This window comes from Variovorax sp. PMC12, assembly GCF_003019815.1.
GTDB lineage: Bacteria > Pseudomonadota > Gammaproteobacteria > Burkholderiales > Burkholderiaceae_C > Variovorax.
In genome coordinates this window covers 2,979,966-3,002,318 of record NZ_CP027773.1, presented here as the reverse complement: position 1 = coordinate 3,002,318, position 22,353 = coordinate 2,979,966, and the positions used below count along the sequence as shown (strand labels likewise).

17 protein-coding genes are annotated in these 22,353 nt (G+C 67.0%); 12 read left to right on the top strand and 5 right to left on the bottom strand.

Annotated features, from left to right (window positions below; genetic code table 11):
• The first annotated feature begins 180 nt into the window (after nt 1–180).
• Complete coding sequence (locus C4F17_RS14030) at nt 181–1,047, top strand: helix-turn-helix domain-containing protein (protein ID WP_081268428.1); 867 nt, start codon at nt 181–183, stop codon at nt 1,045–1,047.
• A 187-nt stretch (nt 1,048–1,234) separates the two neighbouring features.
• Here C4F17_RS14030 and C4F17_RS14025 read toward each other — a convergent pair whose 3' ends face one another.
• The 3 genes from C4F17_RS14025 to C4F17_RS14015 all read right to left on the bottom strand — a co-directional run bounded on the left by C4F17_RS14025 (nt 1,235) and on the right by C4F17_RS14015 (nt 3,056).
• Nucleotides 1,235–1,591: a hypothetical protein gene (locus C4F17_RS14025; RefSeq protein ID WP_081268427.1), complete on the bottom strand. Its 357-nt coding sequence runs from the start codon at nt 1,589–1,591 to the stop codon at nt 1,235–1,237.
• A 53-nt stretch (nt 1,592–1,644) separates the two neighbouring features.
• Nucleotides 1,645–2,016 (bottom strand): hypothetical protein, encoded by a 372-nt coding sequence (locus tag C4F17_RS14020; RefSeq protein WP_159053659.1) that lies wholly within the window; start codon nt 2,014–2,016, stop codon nt 1,645–1,647.
• A 308-nt stretch (nt 2,017–2,324) separates the two neighbouring features.
• Nucleotides 2,325–3,056, bottom strand: a complete 732-nt coding sequence (locus C4F17_RS14015) for a hypothetical protein (RefSeq protein WP_159053658.1) — start codon at nt 3,054–3,056, stop codon at nt 2,325–2,327.
• A 192-nt stretch (nt 3,057–3,248) separates the two neighbouring features.
• Here C4F17_RS14015 and C4F17_RS14010 point away from each other — a divergent pair, with 192 nt between their 5' ends.
• The 4 genes from C4F17_RS14010 to C4F17_RS13995 all read left to right on the top strand — a co-directional run bounded on the left by C4F17_RS14010 (nt 3,249) and on the right by C4F17_RS13995 (nt 11,403).
• Nucleotides 3,249–4,448 (top strand): cation:proton antiporter, encoded by a 1,200-nt coding sequence (locus C4F17_RS14010; RefSeq protein ID WP_234382079.1) that lies wholly within the window; start codon nt 3,249–3,251, stop codon nt 4,446–4,448.
• Between the two features lie 150 nt (nt 4,449–4,598).
• Nucleotides 4,599–9,362, top strand: a complete 4,764-nt coding sequence (locus tag C4F17_RS14005) for a CapA family protein (protein ID WP_106935632.1) — start codon at nt 4,599–4,601, stop codon at nt 9,360–9,362.
• Entirely contained in the window at nt 9,359–10,327 is a 969-nt protein-coding gene (locus C4F17_RS14000; RefSeq protein ID WP_106935631.1) for an alpha/beta hydrolase family protein, read from the top strand. The genes C4F17_RS14005 and C4F17_RS14000 overlap by 4 nt, the downstream gene beginning before the upstream one ends.
• Entirely contained in the window at nt 10,324–11,403 is a 1,080-nt protein-coding gene (locus C4F17_RS13995; RefSeq protein WP_106935630.1) for an aldose epimerase family protein, read from the top strand. The genes C4F17_RS14000 and C4F17_RS13995 overlap by 4 nt, the downstream gene beginning before the upstream one ends.
• Nucleotides 11,404–11,414: 11 nt before the next feature.
• Here the strand turns inward: C4F17_RS13995 and C4F17_RS13990 are convergent, their stop codons facing one another.
• Nucleotides 11,415–12,356 carry an SMP-30/gluconolactonase/LRE family protein gene (locus tag C4F17_RS13990; RefSeq protein ID WP_106935629.1) on the bottom strand — a complete coding sequence of 314 codons (942 nt, stop codon included), beginning with the start codon at nt 12,354–12,356 and terminating at the stop codon, nt 11,415–11,417.
• 141 nt (nt 12,357–12,497) lie between these two features.
• Here C4F17_RS13990 and C4F17_RS13985 point away from each other — a divergent pair, with 141 nt between their 5' ends.
• A complete protein-coding gene (locus C4F17_RS13985; protein WP_081268559.1) occupies nt 12,498–13,271 on the top strand; it encodes an SDR family NAD(P)-dependent oxidoreductase in 774 nt (257 codons plus the stop codon).
• 21 nt (nt 13,272–13,292) lie between these two features.
• On the opposite strand, the gene C4F17_RS13980 is transcribed toward C4F17_RS13985, so the two are convergent.
• A complete protein-coding gene (locus tag C4F17_RS13980; protein ID WP_081268558.1) occupies nt 13,293–14,252 on the bottom strand; it encodes a LysR family transcriptional regulator in 960 nt (319 codons plus the stop codon).
• A 143-nt stretch (nt 14,253–14,395) separates the two neighbouring features.
• Between C4F17_RS13980 and C4F17_RS13975 the strand changes: the two genes are divergently transcribed.
• From C4F17_RS13975 to C4F17_RS13950, 6 genes are all read left to right on the top strand, one after another.
• Nucleotides 14,396–15,862: an aldehyde dehydrogenase family protein gene (locus C4F17_RS13975; protein WP_106935628.1), complete on the top strand. Its 1,467-nt coding sequence runs from the start codon at nt 14,396–14,398 to the stop codon at nt 15,860–15,862.
• A 75-nt stretch (nt 15,863–15,937) separates the two neighbouring features.
• Entirely contained in the window at nt 15,938–16,903 is a 966-nt protein-coding gene (locus C4F17_RS13970; RefSeq protein ID WP_106935627.1) for an ABC transporter substrate-binding protein, read from the top strand.
• 12 nt (nt 16,904–16,915) lie between these two features.
• Nucleotides 16,916–17,986 carry a multiple monosaccharide ABC transporter substrate-binding protein gene (gene chvE, locus C4F17_RS13965; RefSeq protein ID WP_081268555.1) on the top strand — a complete coding sequence of 357 codons (1,071 nt, stop codon included), beginning with the start codon at nt 16,916–16,918 and terminating at the stop codon, nt 17,984–17,986.
• Between the two features lie 41 nt (nt 17,987–18,027).
• A complete protein-coding gene (gene mmsA, locus C4F17_RS13960) occupies nt 18,028–19,554 on the top strand; it encodes a multiple monosaccharide ABC transporter ATP-binding protein (RefSeq protein ID WP_106937550.1) in 1,527 nt (508 codons plus the stop codon).
• A complete protein-coding gene (mmsB, locus tag C4F17_RS13955) occupies nt 19,541–20,755 on the top strand; it encodes a multiple monosaccharide ABC transporter permease (protein ID WP_106935626.1) in 1,215 nt (404 codons plus the stop codon). Before mmsA ends, mmsB begins: the two co-directional genes overlap by 14 nt.
• A gap of 9 nt (nt 20,756–20,764) precedes the next feature.
• Nucleotides 20,765–22,288 carry a sugar ABC transporter ATP-binding protein gene (locus tag C4F17_RS13950; RefSeq protein WP_106935625.1) on the top strand — a complete coding sequence of 508 codons (1,524 nt, stop codon included), beginning with the start codon at nt 20,765–20,767 and terminating at the stop codon, nt 22,286–22,288.
• The last annotated feature ends 65 nt before the right edge of the window (nt 22,289–22,353 follow it).

Here is a 22,353-nt window from a genome sequence, read left to right as displayed (position 1 = left end):
GGTTTGCTCCTGTGTTTTTGCGATGCGCCGACTTTAAAAATTGTGGCCCAGGAGCGCTTATCGACCGATCCGGCGACGTATCGAATCGTCTGGTGTCGTTCTAAGGACTTACCCGGGGCGCTGTGTTGGCCCGATGCGTGCGAGGGAACAATCGCCGCAAACGACTTCGATGAGAGACAGATGCAGGAAGCCTATGCACTCCATGAAGGCGCGTTCGGCACGGCAATCGTCCTGGAGGCGAGCGCCAACCTGGTGTCGCATGCTCATTCGGAAACACAGCTCGCCCTATGGCTGGGCGGTGCGCGCGCCTGTGCCCATGTGGGCTCTGAGGTCGTGCCTTACGGCGAAGGCGTGGCTTTGGGTGTGAACGCTTTCGAGGCGCATGACATGGTGCGGCTGGAAGACAGCGGATCAAGCCTCTTCATCGTCTTCATGATCAAAAAGGACTGGCTCGACGACCTCAGCCAGGCAAAGGATCGGAGCTTTCGGTTCCCGTCTCCGCGAGTTCTCATCAGCGACGCGTTGCGGCGCTCATGCTGGCGGGTGCTGGACCTGATGATCTCCGCCGGTGCAGGGCGCGAGCAGGTGGACAAGGAGGTGGAGCGCTTACTGGAGGCCGCCATCGCGGCATCCACGACGGGCGCGGATGCCGCTCCGGTGCCCGGGGGCATCGGCGTGACGCTGGACCATCGCCTGCGCGCCGCCATCGCTCACATGCGCACGCATGTCTCCGAGAAAACGAGCATCGACGAGATCGCCGCAAAGGTCGGGCTGTCGCGCGCGCATTTCTTCGCGCTGTTCCGCGATCAGTTGCACACGACGCCGCAGGTGTTCTGGAGCGGCGTGCGCGTCGAGGAAGCCATGCGCCGCGTCAGCGAAGGCGGCGAGTTGACCGACGTCGCGCTCGACCTGGGCTTCTCGGCGCCGGGCAATTTCTCGCGCTTCTTCAAGGAACACACCGGCATCTCGCCGTCGATCTTCAAGCGGGCCACGCGCGCTCCGTATCCTGTCACCGTCACAGGCATCCCGCGCGAGGGACAGTCTTAGTAGACGTGCTTTCAGGTTTCAGGATCTAAAGCGGCGAACAGTGAGGCGGTAAGTCGGTCCGTTTTGGATCGCAAATCAAACGATGCCAACGAATGACCGGTTGAATCCGCCGCCGGATCCTGCCACAGGGGCGAGACAGCTAGATGCCTAGAACGGTCATGTGACTCTTAGTGCCGAGCATAGGCCGTCACGAGAATCGGTAGAAAACCTTGTTGCCCCATTCCGTATCGAAGCCATCCAGCACCTTCCCGTGCTCGACACCAGTGATGATGGGCGAAGCTTGGCTTCGCAAGTCTGCCTCGATTGCATGGCGCACACCTTCCCAGCGGAGGACGTGCATGAGGTATGCCAACGGCTCGCTGCTGATCTGCCGGTCGCGGAACAGACGGATCAGCAGCTGCTCAATGGCCTCGCGGTCTTGTGGTGCAGATTCGATGTGCGCAAGGCAGCGGCGGTAGAACGGCTCAGCCTGATCGAAAGAAAACTTCGTATCGAGAACATGCTCCGCCTGGAGCAACTCGTCGCGCACTTGCAATTCAATCATTCCGTTTCCTCAACCTCTGCTTCTGGCCATGTACGGCTGTCGCGAGTCACCGCCTATTTTGGGGGGAGAACAGGAGCCAACCCGTTCAGCCAAGGCATTTCGTACCAAGTCACGTGGCGTTCAAAAGCGGCGCACTCCTCTGGTGTCAACCACACGCCATGGGCCTCGACGCCGAAGGAGGAGCCGTCTGCCAATTTCACTGCCTTGGCGATGCCGAAGAGGTCAACTTTCACTAAAAGCTCCCGGGGTACGACGGCTGTGACGAACACTCGCTCCTCGACGCCCTCGCATTGGCCGACTTCACACAGCACGTATGTGCGAGTACCGTCGCGCCGTTGGACCAACACCAGCTGATAGTCCTGACCTTCAGCGACATCGCCACGCTGCCACATAGTCCCTTCTCCGTGAAAATTCTGAGCAGTCATCGAACGGCCGGTTCTGGCCGACTGTAGCCGGTCGCTCTGCCGTCGCGAAGGCTCAAAGCAGGCCTTACAAGTGACTCGCTATGTCCTCGGCTCTAGCGCCCGGTTGACCGCGTACCAGAATGCGGCTGCCCCGCATCGCCAGCGTCCTTGGCTTTCTCAGACAGGCGCAGCGCATACCTGTGTGCATCTCGTCCGTGGCGAATCGCCAGCTCGTGCGACTCACGACCTACTTTGACATAGTCCACTGTTGCAGGTACTGGGCAATTTTCTGGCTTCATGGCGAAGGTCCGGTTGTGGCCGGAAGCACTCTAGACATCGAGGGCTCGCTGCCTGCGGATCTGACGTTTCTGCTCGGCACTGGGTGGCTTGTAGGCGCCGGAAAGACGGCGTCGGAGCGACTTCAACGCGGCGGCTTTTGCGCGCCTCACGGTCGGATCGGTCACCGTCTGCGCCTCTGCCCACTCCAGCGCTCCCTCTATTGGAGCCCCTCTCAAGGCACATAGGCAAAGTGTCTGCTGATGTGATGTGGTGGCACTGGCGAATGTCTCGATCACCAGGTCTCTCAACTTCTCCTGCTGATCTTGCGGCAGTACCAGACCGTCGTCGAAACTCGTCAACGTATTCAGCGCGCCGAGCGCTTGCCAGAATGGATCGCTTGGCTCGTCTGAAAGCGCAGTGGTCGACATGCAGTAGTCCAACAGAGCCGTGACGCAAGACGCGGTGCGAACTTGCTCAAGAACCGCAATGGCAAACGTCGCGAGCGTCCGATCGTTCAGCAAGTGCTGCAGCGACGCAACGCCGCCGCGGCCGTACGCGACGCAGGCCACGGCCCAGCGCGCGAGCGGCGCCACCCTCGAGCCGTCCTCAAGCAGACCGTCTTCGTGCCATTCGTGCTGCTTGGACAGCCGCTCAATCTCATCGGCGCCGTCAGTGCCATACGCCAGAGAAAACCGAATCAAATCTTCTGGATGAACCGAGCCACCATAGGACAGCGGTCCGGGGCCCTTGGCGGCCTTGCGAGCAAGATCATTGAATTTCATCGGAATTCGGTACGCATGCTTTTGTAGCCGTCGTGTCGTTTGCCAGCTCGCCGTGATCGGAGACCAGGTCGCCGTGATGAGAGTCCGGACTTGGCCGACTGTAGCCTGTGTCAGCCATCGCAAAAGCCCCTTCGGGGCCGCTCGGCGTATGGCAGACTCGCCGCGATTCAACTTCAGGCTGACGGCGGTCAAGTGAGCACTTCTGAGATTTTCCTGATCGCGATGCTGATCATCTTTTCGCTCCCATATCTGGTGTGGCGTCTTGGTCGAACCGATTATTTCGCGCCGCTTGTCGTGGTGCAGATCATCACGGGCATCGTGCTTGGCCCGGGCGTGCTGGGGGCGATGTTCCCCGACTACTACAAGTTCGTCTTCAACGGGCCGGTGATCCAGTCGCTCAATGGAGTCGCGCAGTGGGCCGTGATGATGTTCGTCTGGATCGCAGGCATCGAGCTGGATCTGCGCAAGGCTTGGGAGCATCGTCGCGAGAGCGGGATCACGGCTGGCCTTGCGCTTGGCGTGCCTCTTGTCTTTGGCGCGGCGGCGGCACTGGCGCTGCTTTCCTATCCAGGCTGGATAGGGGCGAAGGCGACGCATTGGCAGTTCGTGCTGGGCATCGGCATGTCGTGCGCCGTGACCGCGTTGCCGATCCTGATTCTGCTGATGGAGAAGCTGCAGATTCTTCGCCAACCAATCGGCCAGCGCATCCTGCGCTACGCGAGCCTGGACGACATCGCCATCTGGGGTGTGCTGGCGCTGATTCTCATGGACTGGGAGCGGGTGGGCAAGCAGGCTGGCTTCCTCGTGGTCTTCGCAGTCTCCGCGGCCGCGTTTCGCTGGCTGATGGTGCGCGTGCCCGAGCGCGACCGGTGGTATGCGGGTCTTATCTGGCTTGCGGCCTGCGGTCTGGGCGCCGACTGGTGCGGCCTGCACTACATGGTCGGCGCATTCATTGCCGGCGCGGTGATGGATGGGGAGTGGTTCGATCAGGAGCAAATGGACTGGCTGCGCCACAACGTCCTGTTGGTGGTGATGCCGGTCTTTTTCCTGAGCACCGGCCTGCGCACCAACTGGCAGGTGGGCGGCACGGCGGTCTTCCTGGTTGCGGCGGTACTGCTGGTGGCCTCGGTGGCCGGCAAGCTCATCGGACTCGGCATGGCCGGCCGGCTGTTGAAATGGCAGCCGGGCGAGGGCTCTCTGATCGGTTGGCTGCTCCAGACCAAAGCCCTCATCATGATCATCTTCGCCAACGTCCTGCTGGACAAGGCGATCATCACCAACGAGACCTTTACAGCGCTTCTCGTCATGGCAGTTGCGAGCACCATGCTCACCGTGCCCGCGGTGACGCCAAAGCTCCGGAGGATGCAAGAGATCGTGTTTCGCTCGCGTTGACCGGTCCCGCTCGTCGGCTCGTCCTCGCGGTGGTCTTGGGCAAGCCACGCTTCCTGTGAGCGTCAGCTATTGATTGGCCGTCGACAAGACCAATCCCATGGATTGACGGGATGGCAAGCCGCGCGACGCCCTGTCATCATTCGCCGCTGCATGAACATCGATCCGAATCCCCTCGCCGATCTGTTGAACCGAGCCAGGCAAGCCCTGGCGGACCCGGCGGGCATGCTGCCCGTAGCGAACCCCGCCACCCCGGAGGCCGGATGCGTCGTGTTCTTCGCCACCGGCGAAGGCAGCAGCCGCGCCCGCGTGGCATCCGGCCGTGGCGCCGACGTCGAGGCCGCATGGCAAGCCGCCGCCGAAGCCATCGCAGTGCAGGCCGCCCGCGGCGAAAACCCGCCGCAACGCCTGCGCGCCGAAGTCGTCGACAAAGTCGCCCCCATGCGCTGGCGCGAGCTCAAGGCGAAGTTGGCGCAAACCAAGCGCAACTACTTCAACGAAGGCATCGCCTTCGACGCACGCTTCGAGATTGCCCTGCTCGCGCAGGAAATGCACGGCGGCGCGGTGCTCTACAACGGCGACGTCGACCATGCCGAGCCCAACCCCGGCAACCTGCACCTGCTCAGCAAACGCCGCTTCGGCCGCGAGATCGACTTTCCGGCGGACGACGAAGCGCCCGTCTGGTGCTTCACCACCCGCGCCGTGTACGTCGACGCCAAGGGCGCATGGCCCATCACCGCCGAAGGGCAGGCGGCGGGCTTTCGCACCCTCACCGACTGGAACGCGCCGCAGATCCGCACGCTCATCGAAGACGCCAGCACCTACCTCGCCGCCCAGGTCAAGCCCACGGGCGAGTTCGACTACGGCTGGTTTCCCTGCTTCGACCGCCTCATTCCCACCTACAACACGCTGCGCCACGCAAGCTCGACCTACGCCATGCTCGAGGCCTGGGAGCTCACGCGCGACGACATGCTGAAAGCGTCCATCGACCGCTCGATCGGCTTCCTCACGGGCACGCTGATCCGCCCGGCTGTGCTCCCCGACGGCACGCGCGCCGCCTACCTGCTGGACATCGGCAACGAGATCAAGCTCGGCGGCAGCGCCGTGTGCCTGCTCGCGCTGGTCAAGTACACGGAGCTCACGGGCGACAGGCAGTTCCTGCCGCTGCTGGAGCAGCTCGCGCTCGGCATCCGCCACATGCAGGACGCGGAGACCGGCAGCTTCGTGCACGTGCTGAATGCGCCCGCGCTCGACGTGAAGGACAAGTTTCGCGTCATCTACTACGACGGCGAGGCCGCGTTCGGCCTCATGCGGCTGTACGGCCTCACGCGCGACGCGCGCTGGCTCGCGGTGGTCGAGAAAGCCTTCGAGCATTTCATCGCGGCCGAGCACTGGCGCGCGCACGACCACTGGCTGAGCTACTGCGTCAACGAGCTCACCCGCTACCGGCCCGAGACGCGCTACTACCAGTTCGGCCTGCGCAACGTGGCGGGCTACCTGGACTTCGTGCTCGAGCGCATCACCACCTTCCCCACGCTGCTCGAGCTGATGATGGCCGCGCGCGACATGGTGCTGCGGCTCGAAGCCGACCCGGCCCTGCGCCCGCTGCTGGCCGAACTCGACCGCGACAAGTTCGACCGCGCGCTGGCCTACCGCGCGCGCTACCTCGCCAACGGCCACTTCTGGCCCGAGCTGGCGATGTTCTTCCGCAACCCCGACCGCATCGCGGGCTCGTTCTTCATCAAGCACCACAGCTTCCGGGTGCGCATCGACGACGTGGAGCACTACCTGTCGGGCTACGTGGCCTATCACCGCATGCTGAAGGCGAGCGAGGGCCTGCAGCAAGGGCGGCGCGCCGGCACGGTTGCATGGAGCGGTGACGTGAACCTGGGGCGGCGCCAGCATTTCCGCATGCACGAGCTGGGCGGCGCGCGCAGGATGCTCGGCGACATCGCCGCGCTGCGCGATGCCGACCTGCGCATCGTCAACCTCGAATGCGTGGTCGCCACCACGGGAGAGCAGGGCGTGGACAAGGGCGAGGCCGGGCCGTACTACTACCGCGCGCGGCCCGAGATGCTCGCGGTGCTGACCGAGGCCGGCATCGGCATGGTCGCCACCGCCAACAACCACAGCGGCGACTACGGCGCCGAGGCGCTGCTGGAGCAGCGGGCGCACCTCGACGCCGCCGGCATCGCCCATGCCGGCACCGGCCGCACGCTGGAGGCCGCGTTGCGCCCCGCGTTCCGCAGTGCGGGCGGCGTGCGCGTGGCGCTGTTCTCACTCGACGCCACGCAGCCGCGCTTTGCCGCCACCGCCGAACGCGCGGGCGCCGCCTGGCTGCCGCTCGACGACCCCGCCGCATGGACCGCCGAGCTCGCACCGCGCATCGAAGCCGCGCGCCGCGAGTCCGACGTGGTGCTGGTGGCGGTGCACTGGGGCGCCAACCTGGAGACCGAGCCTTCGGCGGCCGAGATCGCCGTCGGCCATGCCATCGTCGATGCGGGCGCCGACGCGGTGCTCGGCACTTCGGCGCATGTGCTGCAGGGCATCGAGGTCTATCGCGGCCGGCCGATCCTGCATGACGCGGGCGACCTGCTGTTCGACTCCGTGCGCAACGACCTCGGCGATTCGGGCGTGTTCACGCTGGCGCTGGGCCTGCACGGCGTGGAGGCGGTGGTGTTCACGCCGGTCGGCGTCGGCTACGGCTTCTCGCGCCAACTGGCGGGCGCGGAGGCCGAGGCGCTCGGCGCGCGCTTCGCGGCGCAATGCCGCGCGCTCGGCACGGAACTGGCGGTGGCGCGGGATGGCCGCTGCACGCTGCGGCTGTCGCCGCCGCAGCGCCCAGTGTTCCAGGCCGACCCGGCCGCGGCCGAGGCGCCGCCCTCGCGGCCCGCGCGGCCCGCGCCGGTCGTCGGCCCGGTGCGCGCGCCGCGCCCCGAATGGCTGGTCGATGCGGTGCCGTTCGACGCACACATCAAGCCGCTGCAGTTCGGCCCGCTGCGCCTGCTGGGGCTGCGCATCGCGCCCCGGCAGATCGCCGGGCGGCGCATGCTGTGGGTCGAGTCTTTCTGGTGCGCCGACGAGCCCGTGGCGGCCGACCTGCGGCTGCAGTTCCGCGCGCTGCCGATGCGCAGCCGCACGATGCCGCCTTGGGGCGAGGGCATGGACCACGACCCCTGCGACTGGATGTGGCCCACCAGCCGCTGGGAGCCCGGGCGCATCTACCGCGACCGCTACGGCCTGCGCCCGCCGCGCGCCGGACTGCTCGAAAGCGACGTGCTGCAGATCGAGGTGCGCCTGCGCGGCAGCCTGCCCGGCCTGCCGCCAGAAATCTCGAGCGCACGGCGCCTGCCTGTGTGGTGCGGCCTGCGCGTGCCGGAACTTCCTGTGCCGCTGCCCGAGCGCCCCGCGCCCGTGCTGGCTGCAGACCGCCTGGGCGAGGGCAACGAGCCCGCGCCGGTGTGGACCGCCGCGCAGCTGCAGCAGGTCACGGGCGGCCGCTGGCTGGTGGAACCGCCGCCGGGCTGGTTCGTGAACTCGGTGGTGCGCGGGCCCACTCACATGTCGATGCTGCCGGCGCCGTCGCTCTTCGTGGCTTCCGATTACCGCACGCTCGCAGTGCACGAGAGCTACAGCAAGCCGCGTACCGACAACTGGGACCGCCACCTCGAACTCCCCAGGCTGCAGCACGCGCTGGCCGGCGCCGTGGTCGCGCACGAGGTCGAGGGGCTGGACGCGGCCTTCCCGCTGCTGAAGGTGGACGACCCGATTGCCGCGATGCTCGCGCTGGGCGCCGCCGCGCGGGCGCGCTACAAGGGCCTGCTGGTGGGCGTGACCGGCACGGTGGGCAAGTCGTCCACCATCGCCATGCTGCGCGACCTGCTGCCCGAACGCGCGCGCGTGCACACCACCATCGACAACTACAACTCGCGCGTCGGCGTGCCGGCCATGCTGGCCAACCTGGCGGCAGACGCCGACGTGTGCATCCTCGAAATGGCGCAGAGCGGCCTGTGGATGGAGCGCGGCCCCATATCGCTGGTGGCGCGGCCGCACGTGGCCGTCATCACCGAGATCGGGCTGTCGCAGACCCGGCAGGCCTCGACGCTGGAGCTCACGGCCGAATACAAGTCGCGCATCTTCCTGGGCCTGGAGCCCGGCGGCGTGGCCATCGTGCCCGACCACATCGCCTGCCTGCAGCAGGTGGTGCAGGCGGCGGCGCGAACGGCCGGCGCGATCTGGGTGGTGGGCCCGGGGCCCGACGCCAACATCCGCATCATCGACACGCAGCCCGAGCCCGGCGGCGGCTGCCGCGTGCGCATCGCGATGGCGGGGCGCACCGTGGCGTATTCGTTCCCGCTGCACAGCGCGGGGCTGGTGCGCAATTCGGCGCTGGCCTTCGCGGCCCTGGTGGCCATGGGCTTCGACGCCGAAGCCGCCTGCGCGCGCATGCCGCATGTACGCCTGCCGGCCTCGGTGATGCAGGTGCATCCGCTGCGCACGCAGGCCGGCGTGCAGGCCACGCTGATCGACGACAGCTGGAATGCCGAGGTCCTGTCGATGCGCAATGCCATGGAGTTCGTGCGCGGCTTCCAGCACGCAGCGCAGGGCCCGGTCGTGCGCAAGATCGGCGTGCTGGGCCGCATCATCAACCTCGACAAGGACGCCGAGGCCATGCACCGCAGCCTGGCCGCGCCGCTGCTGCAGTCGGGCATCGCGCATGTGGTGACGCACGGCGACGAGATGCGCTGGCTGCGCGAGGAAGTGCCGGCCGAACTGCTCGGCCCGCACTTCGACGACGCGGCGCAGCTCGCGGGCTACCTGGGCGCCTTCCTGCGCGACGGCGACCTGGTGCTGGTGAAGGGCGACCGCATCGGGTCCGACTTCGGCGAGGTGCCCGTGCTGCTGCGCAAGCTATGAGCATGCTCGGCTTCATGCGGCGGCACGCCCGCGGCGCCTTCGTCGTGCTGTGCGCGCTGGCGCAGGCTGCCTGTGCGCAGCGCACCGGCCCCGACGTGCCGCGCCCCTTTGCCGCCGGCAACGACGAGGTGCTGCACTGGAACCAGCCCGCCGACCGCGCGAGCTGCCCCGACCGTGCCGGCTACCTGTGGGTGCAGCCGGTGGAGGGGCCGGCGTGCATCCGCTACTTCGCGAGCGACGACATCGACGGCGCGCGCATCGCCATCGTGCAGTTCTCGGGCGACCGCGACAGCGTGATGGACCAGGCGCCCACGCGCATTCCCGGCAACACCGAGCCGCTGCGCACGCTCGACGCGCAGCGCAGCCGCGACCGCGCCGGCGTGCCCTGGGTCTTCGTCGCGCGGCCGGGCACCTACGGCTCGTCGGGCGACCACCGCAAGCGCCGCGAGCTGGTGGAGTTCCATGCGCTGGACGCCGCGCTCGACGCGCTGATGCAGCGCCACAAGCTGCAGCGCATCGTCATCCTCGGCCACAGCGGCGGCGCCACTGCGGGCGCCGCGCTGCTCACGCTGGGGCGCACGCGCGTGGCCTGTGCGGTGCTGACATCGGGCGCCTTCGGGCTGCTGGAGCGCGCGACGCTGCTGGGCCGCTCGAACGGCGGGCGCACCGACACCACCGGCAGCGCGCAGTTCTACGACCCGCTCGACCATGTGGGCGGCATCGCGCGCGACCCGGCGCGGCGCATCGTGCTGATCGGCAACCGCGACGACCGCAACACGCCCTTCGCGCTGCAGCAGCGCTTTGCCGACGCGGTGGGCAAGGCCGGGCACCGCGTGGAAATTCGCACGCACGCGGCCGAGCCGCCCGAATATCACGACCTCACCGACCGCATCGGACTGCGCACCGCCTCGCTGTGCGCGCGCGAGGCGCTGTTTCCCCAGCTTCCAGAACGCACACCTCCATGAGCAGCTCCATCACCTCGCGCGCCTACGGCCGCATGCCCGACGGCCGCGCCGTGACCGAATACACGCTCGACAACGGCCGGGGCCTGAGCCTGAGTGCCATCAACCTCGGCGGCATCGTCACCGCGCTGCGCGTGCCCGACCGGCACGGGCAGGCCGCGAACATCGTGCTGGGGCTGCCGTCGCTAGAGGAATACCTGAAGCCGCATCCGCACTTCGGCACCATCGTCGGCCGCTTCGCGAACCGCATCGCGGCGGGGCGCTTCACGCTCGACGGCGTGGCTCGGCAACTCGTGCTGAACGACGGCCCCAACTCGCTGCACGGCGGCGCGAAGGGCTTCGGCACGCGCTTCTGGGACATCGTGCCGCTGACGGCGCAAGAAGCCGGCGGCGACATCGCCATCGAGCTGCGCTACACCAGCCCAGACGGCGAAGAGGGCTACCCCGGCGAACTGCGCGCCACGGTGCGCTACACCTTGAGCGCGACGGCGAACACCTGGCGCATCGACTACAGCGCGCTGGCCGACCGGCCCACGGTGCTGAACCTGAGCCATCACGACTACTTCAACCTTGCAGGAAATGCCGGCGGCTCGGTCATGGACCACCGGCTCACGCTGCCGGCGAGCCGCTATTGCCCGGTCGATGCCACGCTCATACCGACCGGCCTGGCCGACGTGGCCGGCACGCCGTTCGACTTTCGCGCCGGCACGCTCATCGGCGAGCGCATCCGCCAGGGCCATGAGCAGCTGCTGCTGGCGCACGGCTACGACCACAACTGGGTGCTGGACCGGAGCCCCGCGCACCAGGGGCTGGCGCTGGCGGCGCGGCTCGCGCACGAGGCGTCGGGCCGCGTGATGGAAGTGCACACCAGCGAGCCCGGCGTGCAGTTCTATTCGGGCAACTTCCTCGACGGCACCCTGCTGGGCAGCGGCGGCGCGAGCCTGCGGCAGGGCGACGGGCTGTGCCTGGAAACGCAGCACTTCCCGGATTCGCCGAACCGGCCGGACTTTCCGTCCACGGTGATGCGACCGTCCGAGGTGTTCCGCAGCGCGACCGAGCACCGGTTCGGCATCGGCTGAAGCAGCGAGGCTCAGCCCGCGAAAAGCGCCGCCGGCACGCCGGGGCTGCCGATGCGCACCTTGAAAAGGCCTCCGGCCAGCGGCTCGGCGGCCTGCTGCTCGGGCGTGAGGCTGTTGCGCGCGGTCGTGATGTAGAGCGTGCGCAGGTCGGCGTCGCCGAAGGCGCAGTCGGTGACGTGGCTCGCGGGTATGGCGATGCGGCACAACTCGGCCGCGCTCACCGGGTCGTGGCAGGTGACGCAGGCGCCGCCCCAGTGCGCGATCCACAGGCGCCCGGCGGCGTCGGTGGTCATGCCGTCCGGCAGGCCGTCGGGCTTGGGGAAGCGGTGCCACTCGCGACGGTTCGACACGCTGCCGGCTTCCATGTCGAAGTCGTAGGCGTAGAGCTTGTTGAGCACCGTGTTGTTGAAGTACATGGTGCGGCCGTCGCCCGACCATGTCGGCCCGTTGGTCACCTCGAAGCCGTCGTCGTGCCGGGTGCAGCGGCCGTCGGCGTCGTAGCGGTAGAGCGCGCCGGTGGGTGCCTTGCAGTCGAAGTCCATGCTGCCGGCCCAGAAGCGGCCGCGCGCGTCGCACTTGCCGTCGTTGAAGCGGTTGCCGGTGCGCTCGGTCTCGGGCTGGTGCAGGTAGCGCGGCTTCGCCTCTTCGCCGGGCACGGTGGTGTCGAACAGCGCGAAGCCGCGCCGCAGCGTGATGAAGAGGCCCGGCGCCGAGGCGCGCTCGGCGATGGCGGTGATCTCCTCGTCGAAGGTCCAGGTGCGTTGCGCGCCGGTGGCGGGGTCCAGGCGAAAAAGCCGCGGCGTGAGGATGTCGATCCAGTAGAGCGCCTGCTCGCGCTGCGACCACATCGTGCCTTCGCCGAGGTTGGCGCCCGCGGGCCAGATGCATTCGGGCGGGCCTTCGACGACCGGCGGGGAGTAGGAGGAAGAGGTGTTTGTCTCGTGCTTGTTCATTTGTTGTTTCCGTTGCTCGGTGTCATGTCTTCTTGACGCGGCGGATCGTATCAAGGCATATTGATAACTGAAATCAAAAATACTGGCATCGATTGATATTCATATTGCAATGTCAGTTGCCGGGCATCTGGAGACCATTTCTTGAATTCCCCTCAGCTTTCCATTCATCCGAGCCTGAAGGACCGCACGGTGTTCGTCACCGGCGGCGGCAGCGGCATCGGCGCGGCCATCGTCTCTGCGTTCGCGGCGCAGGGCGCGCGCGTGGCCTTCGTCGACATCGCCGAGAGCGCCAGCGCGGAACTCGCGCGGCAGATCGTGGCGGCCGGCCATGCGGCGCCGTGGTGGCGCACCTGCGACGTGCGCGACATCGCCGCGCTGCAGCAGGCCATTGCCGATGCGGCGGGCGAACTCGGCGACTTCGCGGTGCTGGTCAACAACGTGGCGAGCGACGACCGCCACACGCTCGAATCGGTCACGCCCGACTACTACGACAACCGTATGGCCATCAACGAGCGGCCGGCGCTGTTCGCGATCCAGTCGGTGGTGCCGGGCATGAAGCGGCTGGGCTTCGGCTCGGTGGTGAACCTGGGCTCCACCGGCTGGCAGACCAAGGGCTCGGGCTACCCCTGCTATGCGATCGCCAAGTCGTCGGTGAACGGCCTCACGCGCGGGCTGGCGGTGGACCTGGGCCGCGACCGCATCCGCATCAACACCGTGTCGCCCGGCTGGGTGATGACCGAGCGGCAGGTGAAGCTGTGGCTCGACGAGGAAGGCGAGAAGGCCTTGCACCGCAACCAGTGCCTGCCCGACAAGCTGATGCCGGAAGACATCGCGCGCATGGTGCTGTTCCTCGCATCCGATGACGCGAAGATGTGCACTGCGCAAGAGTTCACCGTGGACGCCGGCTGGACCTGAAGCCGCGGCGGCCATCGGCCGTCAGTCGATCTCGAATTTGCGGCCGTACACGCTGAGGCTCGCGGTCTTCAGCGCCTTCATCATCACCCTGGCTGCCGGCGACAGCAGCCGGTCGGTGCGCGTGATGATGCCGAAGGCGTCCATGTGGCAGGGCATGTTCAGCGGCAGCAGCGACACGATGCCGTGCGACGCGTAGTAGCGCGCCACGTCGGTCGCCAGCACCGCCACCATGTCGCTCTGCTGCAGCATGCGCGTGATGAAGAGCAGGGCGGGGCTCTCGATGGTGTTGGTCGGCGGCGCCAGGCCTTCTTCCTGGAACATCAGCTCGAAGCGGTGGCGCAGCACGCTGCCAGCGGGCGGCACGATCCAGCCGGCGCTCACCACGTCGCGCAGCGTGAGGCCGCTCACGCCCAGCAGCGGATGGCCCGGCCGCACCAGCGCGCACACCGGTTCTTCGCTCAAGGCCTCGTAGCGCAGCTGGGCCTTGTCGTGCTCGGCGAACAGGCGCGCCACCAGGATGTCGAGCTTGCCCTGCTCGAGCCGCTCGATCAGCACCGGGCTGGTTTCTATCTCCAGCGACACCCGCAGGTCGGGCTGCTCGCGCTTGACCATGGCCACGGCCGGCGGCAGCAGCGTGAGCCCCGGCGCGGTGATGGCGCCCACGCTCACCTGGCCGAAGCGCCCGGCCTTCAGCGCGGTGAGTTCGTCGTGCGCCTGGTTCAGGCTGGCGAGCGCGACGCGGGCGTGGCGGATCATGGTCTCGCCGTACCAGGTCGGGCGCATGCCGCGCGGCAGGCGGTCGAACAGCGGCACCTCCAGCACGTCTTCCAGGTCCTTCAGCAGCTTGGAGGCGGCCGGCTGCGTCATGTTGAGCACCTGCGCCGCGCGGTGGATGTTGCCTTCCTCGGCCAGCGCCACGAGCAGCAGCAGTTGCCGCGTCTTGAGCCGGGCGCGGATGAACCAGTGGTTGTAGTTCGTCATTTTCTTAAGACCAAGGACTGATCGGGTTTTCCAGAATCCAGCGATTGATATGCATTTTGCGTAAAAAACGATTGGATCGATATCGATTCTGTTCTTAGACTGCCCTCCAATTCAAGAACAACAGAGACAAGGTCGACGCCACGGTGATTCACGGCGAGATTCATCTGCACGTGCGGCAATACATCAATGGCCGCTGGGAAACCAGCGCGACCACCGGTGTGAGCGCCAATCCGTCGGACACCAGCGAAGTGGTGGCCGAGTACGCACGTGCCGACCGCCGCCAGGCCGAAGCGGCCATTCGCGCCGCCACCGAGGCCCTTCCGCACTGGAGCCACAGCACGCCGCAGCGGCGCGCCGACGTGCTCGACCGCATCGGCGCCGAGCTGCTGGCGCGCAAGGACGAACTGGGCCTGCTGCTGGCGCGCGAGGAAGGCAAGACGCTGCCCGAGGCCGTGGCCGAAGTGGCCCGCGCCGGCCAGATCTTCAAGTTCTTCGCCGGCGAGGCCATCCGTGGCGGTGCGGGCGGCGGCGGCGGAGAGAACGTGGCCTCTGTGCGCGCGGGCGTGCAGGTCGACGTCACGCGCGAACCGGTGGGCGTGGTCGGGCTCATCACGCCGTGGAACTCGCCCTTCGTCATTCCCGCCTGGAAGATCGCGCCCGCGCTGGCCCATGGCAACAGCGTGGTGTTCAAGCCGGCCGAGCTGGTGCCGGCCTGCGGCTGGGTGCTGGCCGAGATCATCAGCCGCGCCGCCCTGCCGGCCGGCGCATTCAATCTTGTGATGGGCAGCGGCCGCGAGGTGGGGCAGGCGCTGGTCGACAGCGCGCTGGTCGATGCGCTGAGCTTCACCGGCTCGGTGGCCAACGGCGAGCGCATCCTGCAGACCGCCGCCGCGAGGCGCGCGAAGGTGCAGCTGGAAACCGGCGGCAAGAACGCGCTGGTGGTGCTGGCCGATGCCGACCTCGACCGCGCCGTCGACTGCGCGGTGCAGGGCGCGTATTTTTCCGCCGGCCAGCGCTGCACCGCGTCGAGCCGGCTCATCGTCGAAGCCCCGGTGCACGACGCCTTCGTGGCAAAGCTGCGGCAGCGCCTCAAGGCGCTGAAGATCGGCCATGCGCTGGAACGCGGCATCGACATCGGCCCGGTGGCCGACGAGGAGCGCCTGGCGCAGAACCTCGCGTGGGTCGGCATCGCGCGCGAGGAAGGCGCCGAGCATGTGTGGGGCGGCGAGGCGCTGGAGCGTGCCACCCGCGGCCACTACATGAGCCCCGCGCTGTTCCTGGCGAAGCCTTCGCACCGGATCGCGCGCGAGGAAGTCTTCGGGCCGCTGGCCTGCGTGCTGCGCGCCGACGACTACGACGAGGCGCTGGCGCTGTGCAACGACACGCCCTTCGGCCTGTGCGCGGGCATCTGCACCAATTCGCTGAAGCACGCCATGCATTTCAGGCGCCATGCCGTGGTCGGCATGACGATGGTCAATTTGCCGACCGCGGGGGTGGACTTCCACGTGCCCTTCGGCGGCCGCAAGGGGTCGGGCTACGGGCCGCGCGAACAAGGGCGCCACGCCGCGGAGTTCTACACGACGGTGAAGACCGGCTACATGCTGGCCTGACCTGACGGGGTTTCGTTCATCACTACTACCAACAGTCAACTGCAAGTCCTCACGACATCGAGAAGGAGACATCCCATGACCATGAATCGCCGCACCCTCAACACCGCGCTCGCCGCCGCAGCCCTGGGCAGCATGCTGCCCGTGTCCGTCTTCGCGCAGAAGAAGCTCGTGCTGGGCTTCGCGCAGGTGGGCGCCGAAAGCGAATGGCGCACCGCCAACACCGAGTCGATCAAGTCGTCCGCCAAGGACGCCGGCATCGAGCTGAAGTTCTCCGACGCGCAGCAGAAGCAGGAGAACCAGATCAAGGCCATCCGCTCCTACATTGCGCAGAAGGTCGACGTGATCGCCTTTTCGCCGGTGGTCGAGTCGGGCTGGGAAACCGTGCTGCGCGAGGCCAAGGCCGCCAAGATTCCGGTGGTGCTGACCGACCGCTCCGTCAACACCAAGGACGACTCGTTCTACGTGACCTTCATGGGTTCCGACTTCGTCGAGGAAGGCCGCAAGGCCGGCCGCTGGCTGGTCGATAAGATGAAGGACCAGAAGGGCGACGTGAACATCGTCGAGCTTCAGGGTACCGTGGGCTCGGCCCCGGCCATCGACCGCAAGAAGGGCTTCGAGGAAATCATCAAGGCCGACCCGAAGTTCAAGATCATCCGCTCGCAGACCGGCGACTTCACCCGCGCCAAGGGCAAGGAGGTGATGGAAGCCTTCCTGAAGGCCGACGGCAAGAAGATCAATGTGCTGTTCGCGCACAACGACGACATGGCCATCGGTGCGATCCAGGCCATCGAAGAGGCAGGCCTGAAGCCCGCGAAGGACATCGTCATCATTTCCATCGACGGGGTGAAGGGCGCCTTCGAGGCCATGATCGCCGGCAAGCTCAACGTGTCGGTGGAGTGCAGCCCGCTGCTCGGCCCGCAGCTCATGCAGGCGGTGAAGGACATCAAGGACGGCAAGACGCTGCCCAAGCGCATCGTGACCGTCGAAAGCATCTTCCCCATGGAAGTCGCCGCCAAAGAATTCCCCAACCGCAAGTACTGAGGACACCCCGACATGAAACGAAAATTCCTCAAGGCATCGCTCGCGGGCATCGCGTTCGCCATCGTCGGCTTCTCGCCGCTGGCCAGCGCGCAGGACAAGGGCCTGATCGCGATCTCGATGCCCACCAAGTCGTCGGCGCGCTGGATCGCCGACGGCGCCAACATGGTCAAGTACTTCAAGGACAAGGGCTACAAGACCGACCTGCAGTACGCCGACGACGACATTCCCAACCAGCTCGCGCAGATCGAGAACATGGTGACCAAGGGCTCCAAGGTGCTGGTCATCGCGGCCATCGACGGCACCACGCTGTCCGACGTGCTGCAGAAGGCGGCCGACAAGGGCGTGAAGGTCATTGCGTACGACCGGCTCATCAAGGGCTCGAAGAACGTCGACTACTACGCCACCTTCGACAACTTCCAGGTCGGCGTGCTGCAGGCGCAGTCGATCGAGGCGGCGCTGGGCCTGAAGAGCGGCAAGGGGCCGTTCAACATCGAGCTGTTCGGCGGCTCGCCCGACGACAACAACGCCTTCTTCTTCTACAACGGCGCGATGTCGGTGCTCGACCCGTACATCAAGAGCGGCAAGCTGGTGGTGCGCAGCAAGCAGATGGGCATGGACAAGGTCGGCACGCTGCGCTGGGACGGCGCGGTGGCGCAGGCGCGCATGGACAACCTGCTGTCGGCCTACTACACCAAGGACCGGGTGGATGCGGTGCTGTCGCCGTACGACGGCCTTTCCATCGGCATCCTGTCGTCGCTCAAGGGCGTGGGCTACGGCTCGGGCTCGCAGCCGATGCCCGTCGTGTCGGGGCAGGACGCCGAGGTGCCTTCCATCAAGTCGATCCTGCGCAAGGAACAGACCTCGACCGTGTTCAAGGACACGCGCGAGCTGGCCAAGGTGACGGTGTCGATGGTGGACGCGATGCTCTCGGGCAAGACGCCCGAGGTGAACGACACCAAGACCTACAACAACGGCATCAAGGTGGTGCCCTCCTACCTGCTCAAGCCGGTGAGCGTGGATGCGTCGAACTGGAAGCAGGTGCTGGTCGACAGCGGCTACTACAAGGAAAGCCAGATCAAGTGAGCACCGAAGGCAGCCTCGCCGATGCCGGCGCCATCCTGGAGATGCGCGGCATCACCAAGACGTTTCCCGGCGTGAAGGCGCTGAGCAACGTCAACCTCGGCGTGCGCGCCGGGGAGATCCATGCCGTGGTGGGAGAGAACGGCGCGGGCAAGTCGACGCTCATGAAGGTGCTCAGCGGCGTCTACCCGTGCGACTCCTACGAGGGCGAGATCCGCTTCGAGGGCGAGGTGCGCCGCTTCCGGGGCATTGCCGACAGCGAGAAGCTCGGCATCATCATCATCCACCAGGAACTGGCGCTGGTGCCGCTGCTGTCGATTGCCGAGAACATCTTCCTGGGCAACGAGATCACGCGCGGCGGCGTGATCGACTGGTTCGCCGCCTATGCGAAGACGCGCGAGCTGCTCGCCAAGGTGGGCCTGCAGGAGCCGCCGACCACGCTGGTGACCGACTTGGGCGTGGGCAAGCAGCAGCTGGTGGAAATTGCCAAGGCGCTGGCCAAGGAAGTGAAGCTGCTGATCCTCGACGAGCCCACCGCCAGCCTCAACGAGCGCGACAGCGACGCGCTGCTGATGCTGCTGCTGGAACTCAAGCGCCAGGGCATCGCGTCGATCCTGATCTCGCACAAGCTCAACGAGATCGCCAAGGTGGCCGACTCGATCACCGTGCTGCGCGACGGCGCGACGGTCGAGACCATGGACTGCCGCGCGCAGCCGATCAGCGAGGACCGCATCATCCGCGGCATGGTGGGGCGCGACATGGCGCATCGCTATCCGCAGCGCGCGCCGAAGATCGGCGAGACCGTGTTCGAGGTGCGCGACTGGCGCGTGCACCATGCGCTGCACGCCGACCGCGAACAGATCAAGGGCGTGAGCCTGAACGTGCGACAGGGCGAGATCGTCGGCATCGCGGGCCTCATGGGCGCGGGCCGCACCGAGCTGGCCATGAGCGTGTTCGGCAAGTCCTACGGCCAGCGCATCAGCGGCTTGGTGTTCATGCACGGCAAGCCGGTGGACGTGAGCACGGTGCGCAAGGCCATCGACCACGGCATCGCCTACGTCACCGAAGACCGCAAGGGGCTGGGGCTGGTGCTGGAGGAAGACATCCGCAGGAACATCAGCCTGGCCAACCTGGAGGCGGTGGCCGATTCGGCGGTGATAGACACCGGCCGCGAATTCAAGGTGGCCAACGAATACCGCAAGGCACTCAACATCCGCTGCTCCGGCGTGGAGCAGCTGGTGGTCAACCTGTCGGGCGGCAACCAGCAGAAGGTGGTCTTGAGCAAGTGGCTCTTCACCAAACCCGAACTGCTGATCCTGGACGAACCCACGCGCGGCATCGACGTGGGCGCCAAGTACGAGATCTACACCATCATCGACCAGCTCGCGAGCGAGGGCAAAGGCATTCTCATGATTTCTTCTGAACTGCCGGAACTGCTCGGCATGTGCGACCGCATCTACGTGATGAACGAGGGCCGCTTCGTGGCCGAGTTCACCGCGGCCGAGGCTTCGCAGGAACGCATTATGCATGCCATCGTCAGCGCGGGGAGTTCCGTCCATGTCGCAGCCTGAAGTCAACGCGATGAAGCCGGCGGTGCCGGTGCAGGAAGGGGCGGCCAGGCTGCATGCAGGCTTCCTGAAGAACAACCTGCGCGAATACGGCATGCTGATCTCGCTGGTCGCGATCATGGTGCTGTTCCAGGTGCTGACCGACGGCACCTTGCTGCGCCCGCTCAACCTCACCAACCTGCTGCTGCAGAACAGCTACGTGGTCATCATGGCGCTGGGCATGCTGCTGGTGATCGTGGCGGGGCACATCGATCTTTCGGTGGGCTCCGTGTGCGGCTTCATCGGCGCGCTGGCGGCGGTGCTGATGGTGGAATACGAATGGCACTTCGTGCCGACGGCCATCGTGAGCATTCTCGCGGGCGCCGTCATCGGCGCGGCGCAGGGCTGGTTCGTCGCGTTCCGCAAGATCCCGTCGTTCATCGTCACGCTGGCGGGCATGCTGGTGTTCAAGGGGCTCACGCTGGCCCTGCTGGCGGGGCAGTCGGTGGGGCCGTTTCCGGTGGCGTTCCAGCGGCTCAGCTCGGGCTTCATTCCCGATCCGCTGGGCGGCGACACGCTGCGCCTCACGTCGCTCATCGTGGGCGCGCTGGCCGCCGTGGCACTGGTGTTCTTCAAGCTGCGGGGCCGCGCAAAGCTGGCGGCGCATGGCATGGAGCAGGAGCCGTATGCCTTCTTCCTGGTGAAGAACCTGTTCTTCGCGGCCATCATCCTGTTCTTCAGCTACCTGCTCTCCACTTACAAGGGCCTGCCGAACGTGCTGATCGTGATGGCGGTGCTGATCGTGGTGTACGACTTCGTCACCAACCGCACCACCATCGGCCGGCGCATCTATGCGCTGGGCGGCAACGAGAAGGCGGCGCGGCTGTCGGGCGTCAAGACGCAGCGGCTCGCGTTCCTCACCTTCGTGAACATGGGCGCGCTGGCGGCGCTGGCGGGCCTGGTGTTCGCGGCGCGGCTCAACACGGCCACGCCCAAGGCGGGCCTGGGCTTCGAGCTGGACGTGATCGCGGCCTGCTTCATCGGCGGCGCCTCGGCTTCGGGCGGCGTGGGCCGGGTGATGGGCGCGGTGATCGGCGCCTTCATCATGGGCGTGATGAACAACGGCATGTCGATCCTGGGCATCGGCATCGACTACCAGCAGGTCATCAAGGGCCTGGTGCTGCTGGCGGCGGTGTTCATCGACGTCTACAACAAGAACAAGTGACGGCTTCGCATGGCTGACGACGACACTCCCTCGCCCGTGCTGGAGCTCAAGGGCATCCACAAGCAGTTCGGCGGCATCCCGGTGCTGCGCGACGTGCAGCTGCGCTTGTACCCGGGCGAGATCCATGCGCTGATGGGACAGAACGGCGCGGGCAAGTCGACGCTGATCAAGGTGCTGACGGGTGTGCTGCCATCGAGCGGCGGCCAGATATTCCTCGACGGCCAGCCGATTCACCCGCATTCGCCGCTGGAGGCGCAGAAGCTGGGCATCAGCACGGTCTACCAGGAGGTGAACCTGTGCCCGAACCTGTCGGTGGCGGAGAACGTGTTCGCCGGTCGCTATCCGCGCTGCGGCGTGGCGCAGGGCTTTCGCATCGACTGGGCCAGCGTCAACCGGCGCGCCGAAGAACTGCTGGCGCGCATCGGCCTGGACATCGACGTGACGCGGCTGCTGTCGAGCTACTCGGTGGCGGTGCAGCAGATGGTGGCCATTGCGCGGGCGCTGGGCGTGTCGTCGAAGGTGCTGATCCTCGACGAGCCGACCTCGAGCCTGGACGACGACGAGGTCGAGAAGCTGTTCGAGGTGCTGCGGCGCTTGCGCGGCGAGGGGCTGGCGATCGTCTTCGTCACGCACTTCCTCAACCAGATGTATGCGGTGTCCGACCGCATCACGGTGCTGCGCAACGGCAGCTGGATCGGCGAGTGGAAGGCGGCCGACCTGGGGCCGCAGGCGCTGATTGCCGCGATGCTGGGGCGCGAACTGGCGGCGCAGTCGGCACGGCCCGCGGCGTTGCCCGCGTTCGACGAAGCCGCGCCTGCATTGCTGCAGGCCGAGGGGCTGGGCCAGGCCGGTCAACTGCAGGCGACGGACTTGCGCGTGCGTGCAGGCGAGGTCGTCGGCATCGCCGGCCTGCTGGGCGCGGGCCGCACGGAGCTCGCGCGGCTGCTGTTCGGGCTGGAGTCGCCCGACCGTGGCGTGCTGAAGGTCGATGGCCGTTCCGTCAGTTTCTCGAACCCGGCCGATGCGATCCGCGAAGGCCTCGCCCTGTGCCCCGAGGAGCGCAAGACCGACGGCATCGTTGCGGAGCTGTCGGTGCGCGAGAACATCGCGCTCGCCCTGCAGGCACGGCTGGGCACGCGGCGCTTCCTGTCGCATGCGGAGCAGACCGAGATGGCGCAGCGTTTCGTCAAGTCGCTGGGCATCAAGACGGCGAGCGTGGAGACGCCCATCGGGCTGCTCTCGGGCGGCAACCAGCAGAAGGCCATGATCGCGCGCTGGCTCGCGACCGAGCCGCGGCTCCTGATACTCGACGAGCCGACACGCGGCATCGACGTGGCGGCCAAGCAGGAGATCATGGAAGAGATCCTGCGGCTCGCGAAGGCGGGCATGGCGGTGATCTTCATTTCGTCGGAGATGAGCGAGGTGGTGCGCGTGGCGCATCGCATCATGGTGCTGCGGGACCGCAAGAAGGTGGGGGAGCTGCCGGGTGGGGCGACCGAGGACGAGGTCTACGAAATGATTGCCGCCGCATGATGCATCTCCTTTCTTTCTCCCTCCCCTTCCGGCAGAGGGCAGGGGTGGGGGCAGGCGGCCTCCAC